18 protein-coding genes are annotated in these 16,507 nt (G+C 71.8%); 13 read left to right on the top strand and 5 right to left on the bottom strand.

Annotated features, from left to right (window positions below; all coding sequences use genetic code 11):
* The first annotated feature begins 36 nt into the window (after positions 1-36).
* Positions 37-2,547, top strand: coding sequence for a glycoside hydrolase family 65 protein (locus ITJ59_RS11115; protein WP_194651153.1), 2,511 nt, complete (start codon positions 37-39; stop codon positions 2,545-2,547).
* A 96-nt stretch (positions 2,548-2,643) separates the two neighbouring features.
* On the opposite strand, the gene ITJ59_RS11110 is transcribed toward ITJ59_RS11115, so the two are convergent.
* Together ITJ59_RS11110 and ITJ59_RS11105 are read right to left on the bottom strand one after the other, a co-directional pair.
* Positions 2,644-3,030 carry a VOC family protein gene (locus ITJ59_RS11110; protein WP_194651152.1) on the bottom strand — a complete coding sequence of 129 codons (387 nt, stop codon included), beginning with the start codon at positions 3,028-3,030 and terminating at the stop codon, positions 2,644-2,646.
* Complete coding sequence (locus ITJ59_RS11105; protein ID WP_194651151.1) at positions 3,027-3,542, bottom strand: DUF1697 domain-containing protein; 516 nt, start codon at positions 3,540-3,542, stop codon at positions 3,027-3,029. Before ITJ59_RS11105 ends, ITJ59_RS11110 begins: the two co-directional genes overlap by 4 nt.
* 90 nt (positions 3,543-3,632) lie before the next feature.
* On the opposite strand from ITJ59_RS11105, the gene ITJ59_RS11100 reads away from it, so the two are divergent.
* Positions 3,633-4,205, top strand: coding sequence for an ArsR/SmtB family transcription factor (locus ITJ59_RS11100; protein WP_194651150.1), 573 nt, complete (start codon positions 3,633-3,635; stop codon positions 4,203-4,205).
* Positions 4,202-5,461 carry an MFS transporter gene (locus ITJ59_RS11095; RefSeq protein ID WP_194651149.1) on the top strand — a complete coding sequence of 420 codons (1,260 nt, stop codon included), beginning with the start codon at positions 4,202-4,204 and terminating at the stop codon, positions 5,459-5,461. The genes ITJ59_RS11100 and ITJ59_RS11095 overlap by 4 nt, the downstream gene beginning before the upstream one ends.
* 19 nt (positions 5,462-5,480) lie before the next feature.
* Here the strand turns inward: ITJ59_RS11095 and ITJ59_RS11090 are convergent, their stop codons facing one another.
* A complete protein-coding gene (locus ITJ59_RS11090; RefSeq protein ID WP_194651148.1) occupies positions 5,481-5,744 on the bottom strand; it encodes a hypothetical protein in 264 nt (87 codons plus the stop codon).
* A gap of 133 nt (positions 5,745-5,877) precedes the next feature.
* Between ITJ59_RS11090 and ITJ59_RS11085 the strand changes: the two genes are divergently transcribed.
* Positions 5,878-6,330: a hypothetical protein gene (locus ITJ59_RS11085; protein WP_194651147.1), complete on the top strand. Its 453-nt coding sequence runs from the start codon at positions 5,878-5,880 to the stop codon at positions 6,328-6,330.
* 165 nt (positions 6,331-6,495) lie between these two features.
* Here the strand turns inward: ITJ59_RS11085 and ITJ59_RS11080 are convergent, their stop codons facing one another.
* Complete coding sequence (locus ITJ59_RS11080) at positions 6,496-7,971, bottom strand: NCS2 family permease (protein WP_194651146.1); 1,476 nt, start codon at positions 7,969-7,971, stop codon at positions 6,496-6,498.
* Between the two features lie 157 nt (positions 7,972-8,128).
* Here ITJ59_RS11080 and folE point away from each other — a divergent pair, with 157 nt between their 5' ends.
* From folE to ITJ59_RS11060, 4 genes are read left to right on the top strand one after another with little or no spacing between them, the layout of a single operon-like run.
* Positions 8,129-8,740, top strand: coding sequence for a GTP cyclohydrolase I (folE, locus tag ITJ59_RS11075; protein ID WP_194651299.1), 612 nt, complete (start codon positions 8,129-8,131; stop codon positions 8,738-8,740).
* The gene (gene folP / locus ITJ59_RS11070) at positions 8,737-9,672 is read left to right on the top strand and encodes a dihydropteroate synthase (RefSeq protein WP_194651145.1); all 936 of its coding nucleotides are present in this window, start codon (positions 8,737-8,739) and stop codon (positions 9,670-9,672) included. Before folE ends, folP begins: the two co-directional genes overlap by 4 nt.
* On the top strand, positions 9,669-10,418 hold the full coding sequence (locus ITJ59_RS11065) for a pyrimidine reductase family protein (RefSeq protein ID WP_323749478.1): 750 nt from the start codon (positions 9,669-9,671) through the stop codon (positions 10,416-10,418). The genes folP and ITJ59_RS11065 overlap by 4 nt, the downstream gene beginning before the upstream one ends.
* A gap of 54 nt (positions 10,419-10,472) precedes the next feature.
* Positions 10,473-11,126: an HAD-IA family hydrolase gene (locus tag ITJ59_RS11060; RefSeq protein ID WP_194651144.1), complete on the top strand. Its 654-nt coding sequence runs from the start codon at positions 10,473-10,475 to the stop codon at positions 11,124-11,126.
* A gap of 50 nt (positions 11,127-11,176) precedes the next feature.
* On the opposite strand, the gene ITJ59_RS11055 is transcribed toward ITJ59_RS11060, so the two are convergent.
* The gene (locus ITJ59_RS11055) at positions 11,177-11,755 is read right to left on the bottom strand and encodes a molybdenum cofactor biosysynthesis protein (protein ID WP_416354862.1); all 579 of its coding nucleotides are present in this window, start codon (positions 11,753-11,755) and stop codon (positions 11,177-11,179) included.
* Positions 11,756-12,198: 443 nt separating this feature from the next.
* On the opposite strand from ITJ59_RS11055, the gene ITJ59_RS11050 reads away from it, so the two are divergent.
* The 5 genes from ITJ59_RS11050 to ITJ59_RS11030 all read left to right on the top strand — a co-directional run bounded on the left by ITJ59_RS11050 (position 12,199) and on the right by ITJ59_RS11030 (position 16,435).
* Positions 12,199-13,779, top strand: a complete 1,581-nt coding sequence (locus ITJ59_RS11050; protein ID WP_323749477.1) for a DNA-3-methyladenine glycosylase 2 family protein — start codon at positions 12,199-12,201, stop codon at positions 13,777-13,779.
* The gene (locus ITJ59_RS11045; protein ID WP_194651142.1) at positions 13,776-14,288 is read left to right on the top strand and encodes a methylated-DNA--[protein]-cysteine S-methyltransferase; all 513 of its coding nucleotides are present in this window, start codon (positions 13,776-13,778) and stop codon (positions 14,286-14,288) included. The genes ITJ59_RS11050 and ITJ59_RS11045 overlap by 4 nt, the downstream gene beginning before the upstream one ends.
* Positions 14,289-14,347: 59 nt before the next feature.
* Complete coding sequence (locus tag ITJ59_RS11040; protein ID WP_194651296.1) at positions 14,348-14,566, top strand: type II toxin-antitoxin system RelE family toxin; 219 nt, start codon at positions 14,348-14,350, stop codon at positions 14,564-14,566.
* A gap of 138 nt (positions 14,567-14,704) precedes the next feature.
* Complete coding sequence (locus tag ITJ59_RS11035) at positions 14,705-15,523, top strand: alpha/beta fold hydrolase (RefSeq protein ID WP_194651141.1); 819 nt, start codon at positions 14,705-14,707, stop codon at positions 15,521-15,523.
* Between the two features lie 39 nt (positions 15,524-15,562).
* Entirely contained in the window at positions 15,563-16,435 is an 873-nt protein-coding gene (locus ITJ59_RS11030) for a hypothetical protein (RefSeq protein ID WP_194651140.1), read from the top strand.
* Positions 16,436-16,507: the final 72 nt, after the last annotated feature.

Raw genomic sequence — 16,507 nt, 5'->3', positions numbered from 1 at the left:
GACGTCCCACACCACCCTCCCTTCCCACGGAGCACCATGAACCCCATCACCTCGGACCCCCTCGACCGCGTCCGGTACCCGGTCGACGAGTGGGCACTCGTCGAGACCGAGTACGCCCCCGACCAGCAGGGCGTCGCCGAGACGAACTTCGCCGTCGGCAACGGGTACCTCGGCCTGCGCGGCAACCTCGACGAGGGCCGTGGCGGCGTGCAGTACGGCACGTACATCAACGGGTTCCACGAGACCTGGCCGATCCGGCACGCCGAAGACGCCTTCGGCTTCGCGAAGACCGGTCAGACGATCATCAACGCGCCCGACGCCAAGGTGATCCGCCTGTACGTCGACGACGAGCCGCTCGTCCTGGCCGAGGCGGACATCCTGCGTCACACGCGTCGCCTCGACTTCCGCGGCGGCTACCTGATCCGCGAGACCGAGTGGTCGACGCCGTCCGGCAAGCGGGTGCTCATCCGCTCCCGCCGCCTGGTCTCGTTCACCGACCGGCACCTGGCGGTCATCGACTACGAGGTCACGGTCCTCGACGCGGACGCCTCTATCTTGCTGTCCAGCCAGATCCTGAACCGTCAGGACGTGCAGGACGAGTACCACGCCGGCATGCGCGCGGCTGCGAACGCCTTCGACCCGCGCAAGGCCGAGGCGTTCACCGATCGGGTGCTCCAGCCGAAGCTCAAGCGCAGCACCGGCGCACGGTCACTGCTCGGGTACCAGGCGTCGAGCTCCGGCATGACGATCTGCGTCGGTGTCGAACACCACCTCGAGACCGAGAACAGCTGGGACGAGTCCTCGTCGATCGACGACGACCTCGCGAAGCACGTCTACCGGGTGCAGGCGCGGGCCGGGCAGCCGATCCGGCTCGTGAAGCACGTCGTGTACCACACCTCCCGCGGCGTGCCGGTGCGCGAACTCGCCGACCGCTGCGACCGCACGCTCGACCGGGCGCACGCCGAGAACATCGACGAGACGTTCGAGAAGCAGCGCGTCTGGCTCGACGACTACTGGGCACGGAGCGATGTCGAGATCGCCGGGCAGCCCGCGATCCAGCAGGCCGTTCGGTGGAACCTCTTCATGCTCGCGCAGGCGACGGCCCGCACCGACGGGCACGGCATCGCGGCCAAGGGCGTGACGGGGTCCGGCTACGGCGGGCACTACTTCTGGGACATGGAGATCTACGTCCTGCCGTTCCTGTCGTACACGGCGCCGATCGTCGCCCGGAACGCCCTGCGGTTCCGCTACAACATGCTCGACGCGGCACGCTCGCGGGCGCGTGAGCTCAACCAGCGGGGCGCACTGTTCCCGTGGCGCACGATCAACGGCGAAGAATCGAGCGCGTACTACGCGGCGGGGACCGCGCAGTACCACATCGATGCCGACATCGCCCACGCCCTGATGCAGTACGTCCGGGCGTCCGGCGACACCGAGTTCCTGAAGCGCGGGGCGATCGACGTGCTCGTCGAGACCGCTCGGCTGTGGGCCGACCTGGGCTTCTGGCGCTCCAACGGTGACAAGAAGTTCCACATCGACGGCGTCACCGGTCCCGACGAGTACACGACCGTCGTCGACGACAACCTCTACACGAACGTCATGGCCCGGGCGAACCTGTGGTTCGCCGTCAACGCGTGCCGCGAGCTCGCCGCCGACGATGTCGAGGAGTACGACCGGATGGTCCGGCGGACCGGACTCCAGCCCGACGAGCTCGTCGAGTGGGAGCACGCCGCCGAGTCGATGGAGATCCCGTTCGACCCGCACCGTGGCATCCACCCGCAGGACGCCCAGTTCCTCGACAAGGAACTCTGGGACCTCGAGAACACCCCGGAGTCCAAGCGCCCGCTGCTGCTGCACTACCACCCGCTGGTCATCTACCGGTTCCAGGTGCTCAAGCAGGCGGACGTCGTGCTCGCGTTGTTCCTGCAGGGGCACGAGTTCACCGCGGCCGAGAAGCGCCGCGACTTCGACTACTACGACGCGCTCACGACGGGCGACTCGACGCTGTCGGCGGTCGTGCAGTCGATCATGGCGGCCGAGGTCGGCTACCACGACCTCGCCGACCAGTACTTCCAGACCGCGCTCTACGTCGACCTCGCCGATCTGCACGGCAACACCACCGACGGTGTGCACATCGCGTCGACCGGCGGCATCTGGGGCGCGCTGGTCAACGGGTTCGGCGGCATGCGCGACCACGGTGGTCGGATGTCGTTCAACCCGCGGCTGCCGCGCCACTGGGACGCGCTGACGTACCGCCTCACGGTGCGTGGCTCGCGGGTCCGGGTCGAACTCGGCCAGGAGGCCATGACGTTCACGGTCGAGAGCGGCTCGGGCTTCACCGCCTGGGTGCACAACCAGCAGTGGGACATCGAGCCCGGCGAGCCGACCGTCGTGCCGCTGCCGCACCAGGGGCCACGGATGTCCGGACACGCTCCGACCACGAGCGACATCCAGGGCACGCTGCGTGCGGACGGTTCCGTGATCACGGCGTCGATCCCGACGATCTCGCTGCAGCGCGACTTCGACGTCGACGAGACGACCGCCTAGCGTCGGGGGCCGGGCCGGGCCGGGCCGGACTGGCTGGCCCGGACTGGCTGGCCCGCTCCGGTCGGGTCGGGTCGGGTCGGGTCGGGTCGGGTCGGGTCAGCCTGCGACGAGTTCGATCTTGAACCGCTCGGCGTCCTCCAGGAAGGCGGCGCGGTGGCCCGGTCCACCGGCGAACGGGTGGCGGTCCTCGTACAGACGAGTCCAGCCGTGCGTGGGTGCATCCGTCCACAGCTGCTCGACGTCCGCGGCGTCGCCGGCGTGGAACGCGAGGTGGCTCAGCCCCGGACGTCGCCGGTCGTGCGCGCCGTCGAGCGGCGCCGACTCGAGCACGACGTACAGGTCGCCGAGCCGCCAGCTCCGGCCGTCCGGCCACTGCTGGAAGGGCTCGTACCCGAGCGATCCCAGCAGCCACGCCCACGCGGCGCTCGCCGTGTCGAGGTCGGCGGTGCGGAGCTCGACGTGGTGCAGTCCTCCGCGGGTCACAGCAGCTTCCGGAGCGTGTTCGTGTTGCGCGTCGTGGTCGTGCGCTTGAAGCGTGCAGCGCCGGCCCGTTTCGCGAACACGGTGTCCGTGCTCGACCCCTTCGGGCAGGACCAGTAGACGACGCCGTGACCGCGGGACACCCGCTCGACCGCGTCGTCGAGTGCCGGGCCGTCGAGCAGTGCGTCGAGTGCGTGGTCGTCGGAGCCGAACACCACGTAGTCGTGCCGGTCGTCGGACCGTTCGAACGGGAACCCCTCGATCACGGCCGTCAGGTCCTCGTGGCGGACGAGCACGATCCACGCGTCGTAGCCGAACCGGTCCCGGAGCGCCTGCTCGATCGAGGTCTTCAGATCGGCGGCGTCGGCGTCCGTGGCGAACACCACGTTGCCGGAGGCGAGCACGGTGCGGACGTCGTCGAAGCCACGGCCCCGGAACAACTCGGCCAGGTCGGCACTCTTGATCGTGATGCCGTTGACGTTCACTCCGCGCAGCAGTGCGATCCACTTCGACATGCCGGAACCGTAGCGCGAAGGCGGGCGGCTCGTCGGAAGGATTGCACAAGAAGCGTTGCGCAATAACTCTTGCGCAACTACCGTCGGACCATGACCGTTCGCAGGCTCGACGACGCCGCCCACATGCGCGCCCTCGCTCACCCGACCCGGCTGCGGATCGTCGGGCTCCTGCGCTCCGGTGGGCCGCAGACCGCGGCGATGCTCGGCGACGAGATCGACGAGGCGCCCGGCACGATCAGCTACCACTGCAAGCGACTCGCCGACGCGGACTTCATCGAGCCGGCTCCGGAGCTCGGTTCCGACCGGCGGGAACGGTGGTGGCGTGCGACGGCGGACCACACGTCGTGGGACCTCGCCGACGCCTTCGACGACCCGGAACGGATGCTCGCCACGACGGCGCTCGACCACACCGTCGCGGATGCGTACGCGGCCGAGTACGGGCGGTTCATCGACCAGGCGCCGGTGCTCGGACGCGAGTGGGTCGCGGCGTCGACCAGTTCCGACGAGGTCCTGCGCCTGACCGCCGAGGAACTCGCCGGTCTCGGCGCCGAACTGCGCGCCGTGGTCGAGCGATGGACGGCGGTGAGCGACGCGCACACGCCGGGTGACGGCTCGGAGCGCGTCATCGCCGTCACCCAGAGCTACCGGATGGGCCGAGCATGAACGCCCGGGCCCGGCTGCGTGCCCTGCTCGCGGTCCAGGTCGTCTCCAGGACCGGCAACGTCGTCACGACGGTGGCCGTGCCCTTCGCCGTCCTCGCGCGGGGCGGCTCGGCGACGGACGTCGGGATCGCCGCCTTCGCCGCGACGGTGCCGATCGTCCTCGGCGGACCGTTCGGCGGGGCGCTCGTCGAGCGGGTCGGGTTCGTCCGGTCGAGTGTTGCGTCGGATCTGGTCAGCGGAGCGACCCTCCTGGCGATGCCGGTACTCGCCTGGACCGTGGGGCTGCCGTTCTGGGCGCTCCTGTCGCTCGTCTTCGTGAGCGGCCTGTTCGACCTGCCGGGGGAGTCCGCACGTCGAGTCCTGCTGCCGGGGCTCGCGCGATCGGCCGGCGTGCCGCTGGAACGGTCGGTCGGTCACTTCGAGGCATCGCAGCGGCTCTCGGTGCTCATCGGCGCGCCGCTCGGGGGCGTGCTCGTCGCGGCTGCCGGGCCGATGGCGGCACTCGTCTGCACCGCGGTGGCGTTCGGCACCGCAGCGGTGCTCGCTGCGGTGCTGGTCCGTCCGGCGGGCGACGACGGAGCGGCCGTGACCGCTGATGCGGCTCCGACCAACGGGTACTGGCGGGACATCGCCGAGGGCTTCCGGTTCTGCGTCCGCGACCCGTTCTTCCGGCTGGTGATCGCCCTGGTGCTGGTCACGAACCTGCTCGACGCGGCTCGGTCGACGACGCTGCTCCCGCTCTACGCCGCCGACGCCCTCGGCGGGGCGCAGGCGCTGGGCTTCGTGACGGGGACCTTCGGTGGTGCGGCGTTCCTCGGGTCGGTGGCCTTCGGGTACGTCGCGCACCGCGTGCCCCGTCGGATCACCTTCGTCCTGTGCTTCGTGCTCGCCGGTGGGCCCTCGCTGCTGGTGCCGGCGCTCGGCCTCGGGTTGCCGTGGATGCTCGCCGCGTCCGCGGTGTCGGGGCTCGCCGCCGGATCGCTGAACCCGATCCTCGGGGCCGTCGAGCTCGAGCGCATCCCGGAGCACATGCGCGCCCGGGTGTTCGGGCTGCTCGGAGCCGGGTCCTGGGCGGGGATCCCGCTCGGGGGGCTGCTCGCCGGGTTCGCGGCCGAGGGCGTCGGCATCCAGGCGACGTTCGGGGTGGTGGTCGTGCTCTACACGGTCGTGACGCTCGCACCGCTGACGGGAGGCGCCTGGCGTCTCATGGAGCGGCCGGCTCCGGAGCAGGCGGCCGTCGAGCGCGTGACGACGTAGTCCGCACCCGACGCGGCGCTCACGTCCACGTCCGGGCGACACCCCAGCCGCGGCCCTCGGGCACGATGTCGACCACGAGCGTGTCGCCGTCGTCGGCGGTGGCCTGGAACCGCCAGCCCACCGTGCGCTCAGGGGCGTGGGTGATGGCGGTCGGCAGCTCGGCCCGCGTGACCGTCAGACGGGTGGGGGTGTCGCTCACCCGCCAACGGCGTCCGGCCCAGACCAAGCGGCTCGGTGCGCCTTCGGACCACCACACCGTGGCGGCCGTCTCCGTGATCATCATCGGGTCTCCTCATTCGAACGTGTGTTCGAATGGTAGGTGTCCACCGCTGACGTCGCAACCGCTGTCCGACGGCGCCGGCGGGTCGCGGACGAAGCCCGGAGCCGGTCGCAGCACGCTCGTGTAGACGGGTCCCATGACGAACGACGATCAGGGCCCCGACGCACAGCACCAGGTCCCCGAGGGGGTGTCCGACGCCACGGTCGAGGCACTCGGCACCCTGTCCGCCGCGGTCGAGGTGCTCGAGCACGCCCGCGGTCTGCTCTACGGGTTCCATCGGTTGACGGGGATGGCCGACCTGAACCTCGGCGAGGCCGTCGAGCAGCTGCGGAAGGCGGGCCACACCGAACTGGCCGACCGCATCGACACGGAGCTGGTGGGCCGCAACGTCATCGCGGGCCGGTGGACGTTCCAGGTCGTCGAGGACTACGACGACGGGTACTACGCCCTGGCGAAGGAGCTCGAGCGCACCGCGCGCGACGAACTCGTGCAGGGACGCCGCCACCTGTTCGAGGCAGGCATGAAAGAGGACCGGCGCACCGGCGGTCGACGCCACCACGAGGCGACGCCGGGCGACCTGCCGGACTGAGCACGGGCCTCCCGGCCGAACGCGAGACGCCGGCGTCCTCCCGAGACGCCCCGGAAACGACGAGACGCCGCCGGATTCGGCGGCGTCTCGACAACACGACGGCGTCTTACGCAACCAGCCCAACCAGCCCAACCAGCCAGCCAGCCAACCGACCCCGCCGCACCCTCACCCGACGCCGAGCAACGCCTCCAGCGGCCCGCGCGCGAAGTACAGCAGGAAGCCCGCGGCGACGACGTAGAGCAGCCACGAGACCTCTCGGCCCCGGCCGGACAGCAGCTTGATCAGCACCCAGCTGATGAAGCCGACGCCGATGCCGTTCGCGATCGAGTAGGTGAGCGGCATGACGACGATCGTCAGGAACGCCGGCAGGGCCGACCCGAAGTCCGTCCACGAGATGTCCGCGACCTGCGCGACCATCAGGGCGCCGACGACGACGAGTCCGGCGGCGGCGACCTCGAGCGGCACGACCTGGGTGAGCGGCGTGAGGAACATCGACGCCAGGAACAGCAGGCCGGTCACGACGGAGGCCATGCCGGTCCGGGCACCCTCGCCGATGCCGGCGGCGGAGTCGATGAAGACCGTGTTCGACGACACCGAGGCGCCGCCACCCGCGATCGCACCGACGCCCTCGACGACGAGCGCCGACTTCAGGCGGGGGAACGTGCCGTCGGGCTTCGCGACGCCTGCGGCCTTCGCCAGGCCGGTCATGGTGCCCATCGCGTCGAAGAAGTTCGTGAACACGAGGGTGAAGACGAGCATCGACGCGGCCAACGGCCCGATGCGGCTGAACGCGCCGAACAGGTCGGCGTGGCCGACGAGCGACAGGTCGGGGAACGCGAAGAGCGCGCTCGGCAGGCCGGGGGCGTTGAGGTTCCAGCCGGTCTTCGAGTCGACCGACGTCGGGACCTGGAAGACCGCCTGCAGGATGATCGCGATGATCGTCGTGGCGACGATGCCGATGAGCAGCGCGCCCTTGACCTTGCGGGCCATGAGCGTGCCGATGATGACGAGCCCGATCAGGAACACGATGGTCGGCAGGGCGCCGACGGAGCCGTCCTCACCGAGCTGCAGCGGCGGCGAGGCGAGTCCGGACGAGCGGACGAAGCCCGAGTCGACGAGGCCGATGAAGGCGATGAACAGGCCGATGCCGACGGTGATCGCGGCCTTCAGCTGCGCGGGGACGGCGGTGAAGATCATCGTCCTGATCCCGGTCAACGCCAGGATCACGATGATCACGCCGTTGATGACGACGAGCCCCATCGCCTCGGCCCAGGTGACCTGGTGCACGACGCTCACGGCGAGGAACGAGTTGATCCCGAGGCCCGCGGCGATGCCGAACGGCAGGTTCGCGATGAGCCCCATCGCGATGGTCATCAACCCGGCGACGAGGCCGGTCGCGGCGGCGACCTGCGCGTTCTCGAGCCACCCGCCGGAGACGTCCTTGGCCGCCTGGTCGGCGCTGAACCCGCCGAGGATCAGCGGGTTGAGGATGACGATGTAGGCCATCGTCACGAACGAGACGAGACCGCCTCTGACCTCGCGCGGGATCGTGGATCCGCGCTTGGTGATGGAGAAGTATCGATCGAGGCCGGTCGCGAAGCGGTTCCGGGGTGGTGTGTCGGTCTGCGGGGCGCTCACCACGGGAGTTTAAAGGACGCTGGGTTTCGAGCGTGTCACACGGGTCTCACAGGTTGCGGCGGCCTGGAGGCCCGTTCCGCGCCGGTCGCGCACCTCGCGCTGGGCGTCCGCTCGCGTTCTCCGGCCATGGCTGGTGTTGGATGGTCGGGTGACGTCACGCATGGACCGTGCCCGCGTCGAGGCCGCCGTGCGCGAACTCCTGCTCGGCATCGGCGAGGACCCCGACCGCCCCGAACTCGAACGCACCCCCGCTCGGGTCGCCGACTCGTACGCCGAGTTCTTCTCCGGCATCGGCACGGACGCCGTCGCCATCGCCCGCGACGGCACGGTACACGCCGAGGACGGCGAGCGCGGCCGGCTCGTCATCGTCCGCGACGTGAAGTTCCGGTCCGTCTGCGAACACCACCTGCTGCCGTTCCTCGGGGTCGCGCACCTGGCCTACGCGCCGGGCGACCGGCTGATCGGACTCGGCACCCTCGCCCGTGTGCTCGACGCCGTGGCCTCCCGCCCGCAGCTGCAGGAGCGGCTGGGCGAACAGGTCGCCGCGACGATCGCCGAGGGGCTCGGTGCCGAGGGGGTCCTCGTCGTCCTCGACGCGCAGCACCAGTGCGTCACGACCCGTGGGGAGCGCCAGACCGGGTCGACGACCGTCACGGTCGCGGCGAACGGCACGCTGGCCGACGCCGCGGGACGGGCCGAGGCGATCGCGCTCATCGGCGCGGGGCGGGCGACGGACCCCGCAGCCCCGGCGAGCGACGGGGCGGACGCATGACGGGCCTCCCGGACGTCGGGGGCGCGCCGGACACGGCCGGACCCAGCTGGGTCGTGCCGGACCTGCGCCACCCGATCCGCGCCATCGGGCGCCGCACCTTCGACTTCGACCACCGCATCGCCGTGATGGCGATCGTGAACCGCACTCCGGACTCCTTCCACGACCGCGGGGCCACCTTCGAACTCGACCGCGCCGTCGCCGCTGCCGTCCGGGCTGCCGAACAGGGCGCCGACTGGGTCGACATCGGCGGCGTGAAGTTCGCCCCCGGCCCGGAGCTGCCCGCCGCCGACGAGATCGACCGCGTCGTGCCCGTCGTCGAGCAGCTCGCGCAGCAGTCCGACGTCGTCATCAGCGTCGACACGTTCCGCCCCGAGGTCGCCGCGGCGGCGATCGCGGCCGGGGCGAGCGTCGTCAACGACACCACGGGGCTGAGCGACCCGCGGATGGCCGCGGTCGTAGCGGACTCCGCGGCCACGATCGTCATCACCCACTCCACCGCCCCACCCCGCCAGCGGCTGCCCGAGCCGCCCCGGTACGACGACGTGACCTCGTCGGTCGTGACGTTCCTGCAGGAGCGGGTCGACCGAGCACTCGCCGCGGGCATCCCCGATTCGCGGATCATCGTCGACCCGGGCCACGACCTCAACAAGAACACCGTGCACACGCTCGAAATGACCCGGCGCCTGCCCGAGGTCGTCGCGCTCGGCTACCCGGTGCTCGCAGCGGTGTCGAACAAGGACTTCGTGGGCGAGTCGATCGGGCGCCCGCGGGGCGAACGCCTGGCGGGGTCGCTCGCCGTCGCGACCGTGAGCGCGATGCTCGGTGCGCGGATCGTGCGGATGCACGACGTCGCGGAGAGCGTCGATGCGATGCGCATGGTCGAGGCCACGCTCGGCTGGCGTGCACCGGTGGAAGCGCGGCACAACACGTGAACCTCCTGCCCCCGTCGATCGCGGACCTGTCCGACGACGACCTGGTCGACCTGTACACATCGGGAGCGACGGCACCGTGGCTGCGGGTGAACTTCGTGGCGACGCTCGACGGCTCGGCATCGGCCGCCGGGGTGTCGGGATCGCTCGGCGGCGCGGACGACCTGCGGGTGTTCGACCTGCTCCGCCGGGTGGCTGACGTGGTGCTGGTGGCTGCGGGCACCGTGCGTGACGAGGGCTACGGCCCGATGGTCCTGCACGACGAGGACGTGGCCTGGCGTCGGGCGCACGGCATGCCCGACCACCCGGTGTTCGCGATCGTCTCCAGGTCGCTGTCGCTCGATCCTGCTTCGCGGGTGTTCACCGAGGCGCCGGTCCGGGTGGCCGTCCTGACCTCTGCGGCTGCCGCGGCATCGGACGCCGGGGTCGCGTTGTCGTCCGTCGCCGACGTCGTGCCCTGCAGTTCCGCTGCCGATCCCGAGTCGGTCGACGTGTCGCTCGTCCGCGGTGCACTCGTGGCGCGGGGCCTCGGCACGATCCACTGCGAGGGCGGTCCGTCGTTCCTCGGGTCGCTCGTCGCCGCGGACGCCGTCGACGAACTGACGCTGACGATCGACCCGTCGCTCGAGGGCGGTGCCGGACCACGGATCGCTGTCGGCGGTTCGCCGGAGCTGCGACGGATGCGCCCGGTGCACGTGCTGCGCGGTGCGGGTGACGTGCTGCTGACCCGGTACGTCCGGGCACGCTGACCACGCGGGCCCGAGTCGCGGTGCTGGTCAACCGCGTCGGCTAGGGTCGGGCGCGTGATCGACATCGTGGCGTCCGGAGTCCTCTTCGACATGGACGGGACCCTCGTCGACTCGACCGCGGTGGTCGAGGCGACCTGGACCCGGTTCGGACAGGACCGAGGCATCGACCCGGCCGAGATCCTGGCCTTCTCGCACGGCCGCCAGGCGATCAGCACGATCCAGCACTTCCTGCCCGACCTGGACCGCGACGAGCAACTCCGCATCGCCGCCGAACTGGTCGCCGAGGAGAGCGCGAGCAGCGAGGGCATCTTCGAGATCCCCGGCGCCGCCGCCTTCGTCGACCGGCTCCTCGACGCCGGGGTCCCGGTGGCGCTCGTGACGAGTGCACCGCGCGACCTGGCCGCCGGCCGGATGGCTGCAGCGGGGCTGACCATGCCGACGGCGTTCGTGCCCTCCGAAGACGTCGAGCACGGCAAGCCCCACCCGGACGGGTACCTGCGCGGTGCCGCACTGCTCGGTGTCGAGGCCACCGACTGCGTGGCGTTCGAGGACGCCCCCGCCGGCCTCGAGTCGGCCATCGCCTCGGGGGCGACCACGGTCGTCGTCGGCCCGCACGAGTCGGACGTCACGGCCGGGCTGTTCCGGGTGTCGGGGTACGACGGGATCACCGTCGAGGCCGAAGGGTCCGCTTTCCGCATCCGCGGCTGAGGACCCGCTGCGTCCTGCGGGCACGCCCAGCCGGTGATCGCAGCGCGCGGTCAGTCGAGCGCCACGGGTCTGACGGTCCGGAGCACCGCGGGTCCGAGCGTGAGCACACCGTCGGACTCGGGGTCGCACCGCACCCCGCCCCGTCCGCGCATCGCCCGGAACGCCCCCGGTGCCACCTCGTGGTCCATCCACGCGCAGGGGTTGGCGAGCCGGTACCCGCGGAACAGCACGGCGGCACTCCCGGGGACCTGCAGCGAGAACGGCTCGCCCCGGAGCATCTCGACGTCGGCGCCGCGCAGGAACACGTTCCGACGGGTGGCGACGGGGTCGACCTCCACGTCCAGCGATCGTCCGACGTCCTCGAGTCCCTCGAGCCCGATCACCGTCACCGAGGCGTGCACGTGCGCCCGCGCAGCGAAGTACCGGTCGCCCACGATGCCGAGTCCTGCGCGCAGCTCGACGCGGTCGCGCAGCTCGTCCGGATCGTCCGTCCGGACGGGCAGGGCGCCGTCGGCCGGCCGACCCTCGTAGCGGTGGCGGCGTGACACGAGCAGCAGTGCGATCTCGACGTCGGTCCGGAACGGCAGGTCGGCGGAGTCGGCGAGCTCGGCGAGCCCGTCGGAGCCGATCCGGTGGTCAGACCCGGCCACGTCGTCTCCGGAGGTCACCTGCCCAACGCTAGCCGGGCCTCCCGGTCGTCGCCGAGGTGTCGTCGCTGTCTCGTCGCTGTCATGAGACGCCGTCGTGTTGCTGAAACGCCGTCGTGTCGCCGAGACGCCGTCGTGTTGCTGAGACGCCGCACGATGCGCGACACGCCGCGGAATCCGGCGGCGTCTCGCGCGGAAGGAGGCGTCTCGACGACCCGCCGGTGTCTCGGCAGCGGTGCCGAGGTTCCACAACACGCCGTGCGTGCGTCGCCGAGGTTCCACTGGCTGGCCCACGGAGGCCCGAGATGCCGAGATTTCGGAACCTCGGGCCGCCACGCGCACGCGCGCCACACCGCCATGCGCACGCGCACCGCGCCGTCCGATTTCCGCCAGTCGCCGTCGGTGGTGCGTGTCAGGCTGGACCCGTGACCACCCCCGGAACCGACCAGCTGCACGCCGAGCGCTACCGCGTCGTCGCCTCGCGCGATGCGCGCTTCGACGGCCAGTTCGTCACCGCCGTGCACTCCACCGGCATCTACTGCCGGCCCAGCTGCCCGGCACGCACGCCCCGCGAAGCCGGGGTCACCTTCTACCGCACGAGCGCCGCAGCGCACCTCGCCGGCTTCCGCGCCTGCAAGCGCTGCCTGCCCGAGGCGACCCCCGGCAGCCCCGAGTGGGACCTGCGCGAGGACGTCGCCGGACGCGCCATGCGCCTCGTCCTCGACGGCGTGGTCGAGCGCGACGGCGTCCCCGGGCTCGCCGCGCGGGTCGGGTACTCGGAACGCCAGCTCAACCGCATCATGACGGCCGAGCTCGGCGCCGGTCCGAAGGCCCTCAGCCGTGCGCACCGCGCACAGACGGCGCGCACGCTGTTGACGTCGTCGGACCTGCCCATCGCGGACGTCGCCTTCGCCGCCGGGTTCGCGAGCGTCCGCCAGTTCAACGAGACCGTCCGCGAGGTCTTCGCCGTCACCCCGTCCGAACTGCGCGCCCGCCGGACGCTCCGGCCGGCCTCGGACGGCGCACTGCACGTGCACCTGCCCGCACGACCGCCGTTCGACGCGCAGGGGCTCCTCGACTGGCACGCACTGCACGCCCTGCCGGGCCTGGAGCAGGTGGGTGCGGACGATTCGGGTCGGGTCACGTCCTACGGGCGGTTGCTCGACCTGCCAGGAGGCCCGGGCTGGTTCAGCGCATCGGCCGCGGCTGCAGGGGCCGCCGGCTCGACGGCCGCTGGTCGCGGCACCGGGATCGACCTGCGGGTGCGCGTCACCGACCTGTCCGACCTGCCGACGCTGGTCGCCCGCGTCCGCTCGTACTTCGACCTCGACGCCGACCCGGTCGCAGTCGACGCGGTGCTCGGCTCCGTGCCCGAGCTGGCATCCGCCGTGCAACGGGTCCCGGGGCTGCGGCTGCCCGGGGCGGTCGACGCGCACGAGATCGTCTTCCGCACCCTGATCGGGCAGCAGGTCTCCGTCGCCGCGGCCCGGACGGCGCAGACACGGCTCGTGGCGGCACTCGGTGCCGCCGTGCCGTCCGCGATCCTGCCCGACGGCTTGCTGTTCCCCTCCGCCGAGGCCATCGCCGCCCGCGGCCACGAGGTGCTGCGCGGGCCGGCCGCCCGTGTCGACACGATCCTGCGGGTCGCCGCGGCGCTCGCCGACGGGTCGCTCGTGGTCGACGGCGGGCAGTCCCTCGACGAGCTGCGGGCTCGGTTGCTGGCGGTGAAGGGCATCGGGCCGTGGACCGCGGACTACGTGGCGCTCCGGGTCCGGCACCACCCCGACGTGTTCCTCCACAGCGACCTCGCCGTGCGGAACGGTGCACAGGAACTCGGGTTGCCCGGTACGGCGCGCGAGCTCTCCCTATGGTCGGAGCAGGTGGCGCCCTGGCGGAGCTACCTGACGATGCACTGCTGGCGACCGATCATCGACCGCGCGATCGCGACGACCGCCGGCGCCCGTGCGCACCGTGCACCCCTGGACTCCCGGAAGGACGACCGATGACCGACGCAACCATCCAGACCCTGGACACCCCCGACGGGGCCTTCACCGTGCTCGAGGACACCGAGGGGCGGGTCCTCGCCTCGGGGTGGACCGACTCCGTCGAGCGGATCCTCGGCCGGCTCGCCGAGCGGTACCGGCCCACACGGGTCGTCGACGGCACGGTCGCCTCCGCCGATGCCGTCGACGCCTTCTACGCGGGCGAGGTCGAGCACGCCATGCAGGTACCGGTTCGGCAGTTCGGCACCGACCTGTTCACCGAGGGGTGGCGACAGCTCCGGCGCATCCCTGCCGGCGGCACCCTGACCTACACCGAGTTCGCGGGCGCGATGGGTCGGCCGGACGCCGTGCGGGCCGCCGCCAGCGTGTGTGCGCGGAACGCTCCCGCACTGTTCGTGCCGTGCCATCGGGTGCTGCGGTCGGACGGCACGCTCGGGGGCTTCGCGTGGGGGCTCGACGTGAAGCGGTCGTTGCTCGAACGAGAGTCGGTGGGCACCACGGCACTCGTCTGACTTGTACAAAACGCTCGAGAATGTACAGGTGAGCGAAGTGTCGATACGCTGCCCGGTCAATCCGGAAGCTCCCACCGCAGGCTCGACGGCTCGTCGAGGGCGTCCTCGCGATCCTCGCTGAGGAACCACGACCCCCTGCGGCGCGCAAGCTGGTGAACAACCCGGAGTGGAGAGTCCGTGTCGGCGACTACCGGGTCCTCTACCTGATCGACGACGGCCGGCTGATCGTGGTCGTCGTCCGCGCCGGACACCGGAGGGAGATCCACCGCAGGCGCTGACCGCCGCGGGACCGGTCGTCTCCCCCTGGTTGCGGGTGGTGACGTGGGAGCGCTCCGCTGTCATGCTCGGAGGACCGACCCGCCTGGTCCCTCCCGAGGACCCGACGCAGCGCCGTCGTACCCCCTCGGAAGGCCCCCATGGACCAGCACGTCGACCGCACGGTCGTCTCCGCCGACGGCACGGTGATCGCCGTGTCCGACACGGGGACCGGTCCGGCGCTCGTCGTGGTCGGTGGAGCGTTCGACCACCACGGCACCCCGACCGTCGAGCGCCTCACGACGGCGCTGCGCGATCGCTTCCGTGTCCTCACGTACGACCGCCGGGGCCGCGGGGCGAGCGGTGACACGACCCCGTGGGCGATCGAGCGCGAGGTCGAGGACCTCGGGGCCGTCGTCGCGAGCGTCGACGGCCCGGTCGCCGCGCTCGGTCTCTGCGTGGGCGCTGGTGTGGTCCTGCGCGGTCTCGCCGCCGGTGTCCCGCTCGAGGGCGCCGTGCTGTGGGAGCCGCCGTACCGTGCCACGGTCGATCCGCACGCCGACGACGTCGTGTTCGCCGACCTGCTCGACGAGCACGTCGCCGCCGGCCGTCGTGCCCAGGCCGTCCGGGCGTTCCTCGCGCACGTGCTCGGGGTGCCGATGGGGCAGATCTCGGCGCTGCGACTGCGGGGGGCGCTCTGGCGGGCCCTCGTCGTCGACGCCCACGTGCTCAGCCGTGACGTGCGGGTGCTCAACGGTCTCGCGATCCCCGAGCGGGTCGCAGCGGCGGTCGGTGTGCCGGTGCTCGTGGCGGCGGGGAGCGATGGCCACGAGTGGATGCGGCAGGCGTCCCGTGCGGTGGTCGAGGCGGTGCCGGGTTCGGACTACCTCGAGGTCCCCGGGCAGGGCCACGTGCCCGATCCGGTGGCGGTCGGTGCGGTGCTCGACGAGTTCACCGCGAGGACGGTCACGCGGGGCTGAACCGCGAGGACGGTCACGCGGGGCTGAGAGGATGGTGCTGTGAACGCACCTCGTCTCGGTCTCCTGCTCGACGTCGACGGGCCCATCGCCAGCCCCGTCTCCCGCACCATCGCGATCCCGAGCATCATCGCGGACCTCGTCGCCCTCGCCGCCGAGGGCATCCCCGTGGTCTTCAACACGGGCCGCAGCGACGCGTTCATCCGCAGCGAGGTCGTCGGCCCGCTGCTCGCCGGCGGCCTGGCCGAGGGCGGTCGCGTGCACGCCGTGTGCGAGAAGGGTGCCGTCTGGTGCTCGATCGGCCCGCAGTACGAGGGCGGCATGGGTGAGCTCACCGTCGCCGACGACCTGGCCCTCCCGCGCGACTACGCCGACGAGATGCGTGAGCTGGTCCGGAGCGAGTACGCCGACCTGGTGTTCTTCGACGAGACGAAGCGTGCGATGGTGTCGATCGAGCAGCGGGTGGAGGTGCCGAACGCCACGTACCTGGCCCGGCAGCCGGAGTTCGACGCGAAGGCGATGGCGGCCCTCGAGCGCCGCGGCCTCGGGGTGCGCCGTCTCGACGACGTCCGACCAGACGCCGTCGGCGCCGTGCAGTGGCGGATCGACCCGACGATCATCTCGACCGACGTCGAGTCCGACCGGAGCGGCAAGGACCTGGGCGCCGAGCGGTCGCTGGAGTTGCTGGCGCAGGACGGCGAGCTGCCGACGGCCTGGCGCACGATGGGCGACTCGCGCAGCGACTACGCCATGGCCGACTGGCTGCACGCGAACGGCCACGAGGTCGCGCACGTCGACGTCCGTCCCGCGGACGGTGTGCCGGCGACGCCGTACCCGGTGCTCACCGCACCCGACGGTGTGATCCACGACGACGCCGGAGCGCGGTTCCTGGCGGACTGGCGCCGATCCGCCTGAGCCGAGCCGGGCCTCCCGGTCGACCCGCCCTGCCCACGGAACCTGGTTCCGGACACGGCACCGCGCCGTTCC

Source organism: Curtobacterium sp. VKM Ac-1393, assembly GCF_015350995.1.
In the GTDB taxonomy this organism is placed as follows: domain Bacteria; phylum Actinomycetota; class Actinomycetes; order Actinomycetales; family Microbacteriaceae; genus Curtobacterium.
Note: the sequence above shows the minus strand (reverse complement) of the source record. Positions and strands in the feature narration are given on the sequence as shown.